This is a genomic window from Pseudoalteromonas sp. SWN166, from assembly GCF_015864485.1.
GTDB lineage: Bacteria > Pseudomonadota > Gammaproteobacteria > Enterobacterales > Alteromonadaceae > Pseudoalteromonas.
Genome location: NZ_JADYXB010000066.1, coordinates 1 through 7383 on the forward strand (window position 1 = coordinate 1; position 7383 = coordinate 7383).

6 protein-coding genes and 1 pseudogene are annotated in these 7383 nt (G+C 38.0%); 4 read left to right on the top strand and 3 right to left on the bottom strand.

Annotated features, from left to right (window positions below; translation table 11 throughout):
- The first annotated feature begins 119 nt into the window (after positions 1–119).
- Positions 120–1116 (top strand): annotated as a pseudogene (locus tag I6F49_RS19790) (transposase).
- 455 nt (positions 1117–1571) lie between these two features.
- Here I6F49_RS19790 and I6F49_RS19795 read toward each other — a convergent pair.
- Together I6F49_RS19795 and I6F49_RS19800 are read right to left on the bottom strand one after the other, a co-directional pair.
- Complete coding sequence (locus tag I6F49_RS19795) at positions 1572–2135, bottom strand: carboxymuconolactone decarboxylase family protein (RefSeq protein ID WP_197181714.1); 564 nt, start codon at positions 2133–2135, stop codon at positions 1572–1574.
- Between the two features lie 65 nt (positions 2136–2200).
- Positions 2201–2845, bottom strand: a complete 645-nt coding sequence (locus I6F49_RS19800) for a DsbA family oxidoreductase (protein WP_197181715.1) — start codon at positions 2843–2845, stop codon at positions 2201–2203.
- A 249-nt stretch (positions 2846–3094) separates the two neighbouring features.
- Here I6F49_RS19800 and I6F49_RS19805 point away from each other — a divergent pair, with 249 nt between their 5' ends.
- Complete coding sequence (locus I6F49_RS19805) at positions 3095–4042, top strand: LysR family transcriptional regulator (RefSeq protein WP_197181716.1); 948 nt, start codon at positions 3095–3097, stop codon at positions 4040–4042.
- A 208-nt stretch (positions 4043–4250) separates the two neighbouring features.
- Here the strand turns inward: I6F49_RS19805 and trhA are convergent, their stop codons facing one another.
- Complete coding sequence (gene trhA / locus I6F49_RS19810; RefSeq protein ID WP_165741652.1) at positions 4251–4880, bottom strand: PAQR family membrane homeostasis protein TrhA; 630 nt, start codon at positions 4878–4880, stop codon at positions 4251–4253.
- Between the two features lie 185 nt (positions 4881–5065).
- On the opposite strand from trhA, the gene I6F49_RS19815 reads away from it, so the two are divergent.
- Entirely contained in the window at positions 5066–5416 is a 351-nt protein-coding gene (locus tag I6F49_RS19815) for a hypothetical protein (protein WP_166420552.1), read from the top strand.
- A gap of 400 nt (positions 5417–5816) precedes the next feature.
- Complete coding sequence (locus tag I6F49_RS19820; protein WP_197181717.1) at positions 5817–7190, top strand: cellulase family glycosylhydrolase; 1374 nt, start codon at positions 5817–5819, stop codon at positions 7188–7190.
- The last annotated feature ends 193 nt before the right edge of the window (positions 7191–7383 follow it).

Genomic DNA, 7383 nt, shown 5'->3' on the forward strand with positions numbered 1-7383 from the left:
GTAAGACCTTTACCAGCTTGAAGTTCAGCTAATGCTTTGTTGAAATCGAAAGATTGAGTCATGTGTCACTCCTGTTTTCTTAATAATACTGAAATGACACAGATTTCTAAACACTACCTTTGGTTGATACAAAATATTATCACTGTATTTCACGGTGCGTACGCCGTGCATTTTTATGTGGCGAGGACCGTTTTACAGGCAAGTCTTACGAGCATCGACGAGGCTGGGTTGAAGATAAGCTGCTTGAGTTAGCCAAGGTATTTTGTATTGATGTATGTGCTTATGCCGTAATGAGTAACCACACCCATTTAGTACTGTATGTTGATGATAAAAAAGCGAATAGGCTGAATGATAAAGCGATTATTATTCGCTGGCATAAACTCTGTAAAGGCACCGCACTTACGCAAAAATATATGCAGGGTGAAAAGCTAAGTAAAGTTGAACTCATCTTTTTTAATCAAACAGTAAAGCAATACCGAGAGCGCCTATCAAGTATNTAATCAAACAGTAAAGCAATACCGAGAGCGCCTATCAAGTATCAGTTGGTTTATGCGGCTATTAAATGAAGGTATTGCTCGCAGAGCAAATAAGGAAGATAACTGTACCGGCAGGTTTTGGGAGGGACGCTTCAGGTCACAAGCACTTCTTGATGAAGCCGCACTTGCCGCTTGTATGGCGTATGTAGATTTAAACCCCATTAGAGCCAAAATGGCAAATACACCAGAAGAATCTGACCATACGAGCGTTCAAAAGCGACTAACATACGCAAAAGATGGCAAACAACCAAAACAACCAAAACAACTACTTCGCTTTGCTGGTATGCCACGCCAAATAATACCAAAAGGGCTGCCGTTTGAGCTTAAATCGTATCTAGAACTTGTTGAATTAACAGGACGTTGTATACGAGAAGACAAGCGAGGGTATATTGAAAGTACACACTTGCCTTTACTAGAAAGAGTGAATATATCTCCAGAAAACTGGTTAAAGCTTACAACCCAATTTACTCGCGTATTTCATGGTGCAGTGGGCAGGCCATCCTCACAAGCAAGTTACTGTGAAAATTTAAACCGCAAGCGGCGGGCAAATATCAGTAATTGCGAAAAGCTACTCGCATAAGACTTAAACTTCTTAGTAAGAAATTAAAACTGTAATTATGCAGTTATTCTCATACGTGTAATTTAGGTTTAAGGGTGCTAATGACTTACTAAATGGATGAAATTAAAATAACCCTGTAGGAAAGGTAAATAATTAACCTAAAAAGTAGATTTTATGGCACAGTTTTATTTTTTAATTGGAGTGGCTGTCTAGTTTAGTTTTATCAAGCTCGATTTACTTCAATGGATGATAAGATTCTGTGGCTATATGCACAAGGTATGAGCACCCGTGATATCGTTAATGCATTTGACAAAACAATAAACAAGACATCCAACCTAAATTTGTGATCAACTGATATAAATTAAGTTCAATTCGGGCTTAATTTATTTGTGTATAAGATGTATGCCGATAGGGTAATAACGGTAGCAGCTCTCAACAGAGTCTTTAATATGTTCATTTTTATACTCTCTTTGCTATCAGCTTGGCGTTGCTTTCTTATCCCAAGAAAATTTTTGAAAAGGCTTATCCACTGGCGTTTTTGCAATGTGATTAACATAGTTACTGATCACTTTTTGAGACACACCAAGAATGATTTCTAATAACTGACGTTGAGCATAGCCTGCGGCGAAAAAAGCAGAAATATCTTCATCTGAAACATTACCTCGTTTACGGACGACATTCAGTGTCATATCCTGTAGGGCTTGAAGTTTCGGGGTTGGCATTGCTTTTTGATCTCTTAATGCTTCAGTTAATGACGGGTCAACTTTCATACTGTTTGCGATAGCGGTATGAGCCGGAACACAATAGGTGCAATTGTGTTCAACATTAATGGTTTGCCATACAACCGTGAGTTCGTCTTTATCGAACGATGTATTAATAAAGAGTTTACCTAGCTCTTGATAGGCCATTAAAAGCTCTGGTGCTTCGGCCATTACCCCGTGTAAATTAGCAATCATGCCATTTGTTTTAAGGGAGGCTGCTAGTATTGCTTTGCTTTTTTCTGGTGCTGTTTCTACGTTATGAATATTGAATGTGTTCATTTTTATGCCTCTTATATAGTGTAGTGGTATAATTTTTCAGTCGTTATTGAATAGTTATTAAGTCGTTATTGTGAAACTAACTCTGTTAATATTTGCTTATAAGCCTCAACCGTGCGAGAGCCATTAACGAGTACTTCATTATTAAAAATTAAAGTGGGTACCACAGAAATCCCAAGCGTATGCCAGCTTGAAACCTTCTCAGCAATACGGTGTTTAGTTTTTGGGTTATCTAATACGTCAGACAAATCAGTTATCGATATACCCACTTTTTGAGCCAATTGCGCAAGTACATTTCTGTCTGAAATGTCTTTTTGGTCAGTAAAAAAGGTATTAAATAACTGCTCTTTCAGCTCAGTTTGTTTACCGGAGTCTTTTGCATAATCCAGCAAAGTATGTGCATCAGTCGTATTGACGACACGTGACTCATCTGTGAAATTAAAAGTGAACCCCGCTTCCTTACCTAGCTTCGTGATATTGGCGCGATTTGCATCACCTTCTTGCTTAGTTCTTCCGTACTTACGCGTTCCATAATCGTAAATATTTTCACCTTCTGGTGCGATATCAGGATTAAGGAAGAATGGCTGCCATGCAATGGTAACCTTGTCTTGTAAGTCTAATTCAGAGATGGCTTGTTTTAGCCGTGTATAGCCTATTGCGCACCAAGGGCAAACGGCATCAGACACAAAATCTATCTTTATCTTTTTAGTCATAATATCCACCAAGTGGTTAATCATTGTTGATGGACGTATTATGAATTAACCTCTTGGATAGATAATCATGAGTTTTTTCCAATAATTGTGGAAGTATATGCCACAATAGATATCCGAATATATTGGGATAAGAGTTTAAAATAGCTTTAACACTTATTAATAAAGGCTTAAGTTGACACTCCTGACAACTGCGTTTCTGTTCGTGTTGACAGGAATGACCACAATGATAACGAAGTGAGAGGTTTTTTTATGGACATAGCAACTAGGCTTGACCTATTTCTTGATGTCGTCAGGCAAGGTTCATACACTAAGGCCGCTGATTTAAGGCTCATGGATAGATCTTCACTATCTAAACAAATCAAAATATTGGAAAGTGAGCTAGGTATTCGTTTGCTTAATCGCTCCACACGTTCACTTTCGTTGACAGAGGCTGGAAAAGAAGTATTAAAACAAGCTGAGTCGGTCAGGCAGACTATTTCTGATACTCATCGTATTGTTGAGTCTTTTCATGGAAAACCTAAAGGCTTACTGAGAATAACGAGTCCTACCTTGTTCGGTAAGTTGTATGTGCAAAAAGCCATTGAAATATTCATGAAAAAATACCCTGATACAGATATTCAATTAGACCTTGATAACAAAGTATTGAATGTAATCGAAGACAGATACGATATTGCATTTCGAATTGGTGATGTACAAGATTCAAATTTAGTCGCTAGAAAACTGGCCAACAATAAAATTGCTATTTTGGCATCAAAATCATTCATTGAACAATACGGCACCCCTAAAACACCCGAGGAACTGGTTAAGTTACCTGCCGTTTTTTTCTCAAACGGTGGGCTTGTAGTCAATAAGATCCCAATTGGACGAGATTCAAAAAATGGAGAGTTTAGACTTTGGGAATTTAAAGGCAGATATAGAGTTAATGAACAAGAATTGGTGCTTGGTGCTATAAAGTCTGGGCTAGGCTTCGGTGTACTAGCCCTATATATGTTAGGTGACAATATAAAAAGATTTGATTTGGTACCGCTGCTAACAAACTACGCCTTACCGGAGCCTTTTGGTGCTTTCTATGCCGTATACCCTCATAGAAACCCAACACCATTAGTCAATAAATTCCTTGAGACTTTTAAAGAAACAATAGGAGACGTCCCTGTTTGGGAAAGCTACATCGATGATTACGCAAGTTACTATCAATAAATCATTTATCTATTTTTATCTAACATCAGTTCTTTACTGTGAGTTAAATAGTTAAACATATCGATATCACGAATTTTATTAGGTCCGCTTTGTTGGAAAACTTACCATTAGGATATCAACCGATAACATCAAAAAATCTAAAAACATACGGTTTGCTTGAACGGCTGGTTTTCGCTTAAACCAGATCAATCTAATTGGCTTAACCAGCTCAATAAACATAGTTACTAATCGAAATATAATGGCAAACACACCCGGCAATTACAAACAAATGCCAAATTGCATGGCTAAACTGTGTGCTTTTAGCACTGTAAAATAATGTCCCTAAACTATAAAAAATACCGCCGGCAAGTAGCCAGTAAAGTGCGTTTACATCAACACTTGAATAGAGCGGATATACAATAGCCAGTGCAAACCAACCCATGAGTAAGTAGGTGGCGAGTGATATTTTTTTATTACCGTTTTTTACAAGTACTTTGTATGCAACGCCCGCCAGTGCGACTGCCCATATAAAGGTAAGCGTAGCCCATGACCAAACACCGCTTAGCGAGATTAATAAAAAGGGGGTGTAAGTGCCGGCAATGAGTAAGTATATGGCGCAGTGATCGCACTTTTTATAAAAGGCTCTTAAGCGCGGTTGAATACTGGCGTGGTACAAAGTGGATGACAAAAACAGCACAAATAGGCTGCTGCCATAAATTGCAGTACTAATATACGCTTTAGTGCTGGTGGCTTGGCTAAATAGATCCCACATTACAAATACGGCAAAAATAATACCGAGTGCATGGCTGATTACGTTTAGTTGTTCTTCTTTACGGGAATAAGGCGCTTCTAACGACATAACTGTTCCTACCACTATTGGAATTAATTTCAGTGTACAACTGTACGCTGAAAGTTTCAATCTTAGCTGTGAGTAATTCTAAATAACTTTATTTGATACGCTACTTTAGCTTTTACTTGATTTTAAAGAGAATTAATTCACTATGTTGGTGTCTAGTGTAATACATATTACGAGCTGAAATAACCATGAAACAAGATTTAAAAGCTGCTTTACTTACCGCTATTGTTTACCCTGGAGCGGGGCATTTTTCTTTAAAAAAACACCTAATAGGCGCTATTTTTGCGGGTGTATTTTCTGTTCTTTTAATTTTAACCCTACAAGATATATTTGCGATTGCACAGTGTACTGCAAATGAAATTGTACACGGAAAAATCCCCATGTCGGTTACGGCTATTTTAAAAGCCGCGCAACAACCTTCTGACGCCTGCGCTAAACTCGCTGAATATAAATATGTGCCTTTAATGGCTATAATTTGGGTGCTGAGTATGGCTGATGCATACCGTTTGGGCAGAAAAGTACTTCCTACTAAAAAATAAGCCACTTAATCAGAACTCGGTTTGGTTGGCTTATTAATTTTCTTCCCGCATATTTATCTCTGATATTTAGCTGTTATTGATTGCGGTAATAATTATTATTACCGCCTTTTCATTTTTATACATATTTTTTGTAACCGAGAATTTTTGCCCGCATCATGTAAACATCGTGTAAATGCCTGTATATACCCAGTAAAATCCTCAAACCTCGTTAAATTGCCTGCTTGTTGATATTTAGTTAACTAAAATCCTTATCTTTGTACCTTTTTATTCATTTAATGTTAATAAATAAATGGTACTTTCTGCTCGCCAAATTAACTTTATTTGACTATTAAGTATTGGTTTGGTGTCAATTTATTACGTCAAGCAATGACGACTGATAATTTCAATTTAAGGAAATACGATGAATAACAGTTCAAATAATCACAAAAGAAAGGATTTTAAAGTGGCGAGCTTATCGTTAGCTTTATTATTAGGATGCTCAACAATGGCCAATGCTGCTGTTGATAAGTTAACGGTAAGTGGGAATCAAGTTCTAGCGGGTGGAGAAAACACAAGCTTTGCAGGGCCTAGCTTATTTTGGAGTAACACGGGGTGGGGCGCTGAAAAATTTTACACAGCAGAAACAGTGGCAAAGGCAAAAACTGAATTTAATGCAACATTAATTCGTGCAGCTATTGGCCATGGCACAAGTACGGGTGGCAGTTTGAACTTTGATTGGGAGGGCAATATGAGCCGTCTTGATACTGTTGTAAACGCCGCTATTAGCGAAGATATGTACGTTATTATTGATTTTCATAGCCATGAAGCACATACCGATCAAGCAACAGCCATTCGATTTTTTGAAGACGTAGCTACCAAATATGGGCAGTACGACAATGTTATTTATGAAATTTATAACGAGCCGTTACAAATCTCGTGGGTTAACGATATTAAGCCTTACGCCGAAACAGTTATTGATAAAATTAGAGCAATCGACCCTGATAACTTAATTGTGGTTGGTACGCCTACATGGTCGCAAGATGTTGATGTAGCATCGCAAAACCCAATTGATCGCGCCAATATTGCTTACACTCTGCATTTTTATGCTGGCACGCATGGTCAATCGTATCGAAATAAAGCACAAACAGCTCTTGATAACGGTATTGCTTTGTTTGCCACAGAGTGGGGAACGGTTAATGCTGATGGCAATGGTGGTGTTAATGGTAATGAAACCGATGCATGGATGGCATTTTTTAAAACAAACAATATTAGCCATGCTAACTGGGCTTTAAACGATAAAAACGAAGGTGCATCGTTATTTACTCCAGGCGGTAGTTGGAATTCACTAACAGCGTCAGGCACTAAAGTTAAAGAGATCATTCAAGGTTGGGGTGGTGGTAGTAGCAATGTTGATTTAGATAGCGACGGGGATGGCGTAAGTGACAGCCTTGATCAGTGCAATAATACTCCCGCAGGTAAAGCGGTTGATAGTATTGGCTGCGCGGTAACCGACAACGACGCTGATGGCATTAGCGATAGTATTGATCAATGTCCTAATACACCAGCCGGTACAAGTGTGGATACAAATGGATGTAGCGTTGTAAGTTCAACAGATTGTAACGGTATTAATACGTATCCTAATTGGGTGAACAAGGATTACGCAGGTGGTCCATTTACTCATAATAACACCGACGACAAAATGCAATATCAAGGCAACGCATACAGCGCAAATTGGTATACAAACAGCATTCCAGGAAGTGATGCTACATGGACGCTTCTTTATAGTTGTAATTAAGCGCGTTTAATAAAATAAACGAAGAAGGTAAATGATGTATTTACCTTCTTTTTTTATAAAATCAGCCTTTATAAAGGTAGTGTTTAGAAATCTGTGTCATTTCAGTATTATTAAGAAAACAGGAGTGACACATGACTCAATCTTTCGATTTCAACAAAGCATTAGCTGAACTTCAAGCTGGTAAAGGTCTTAC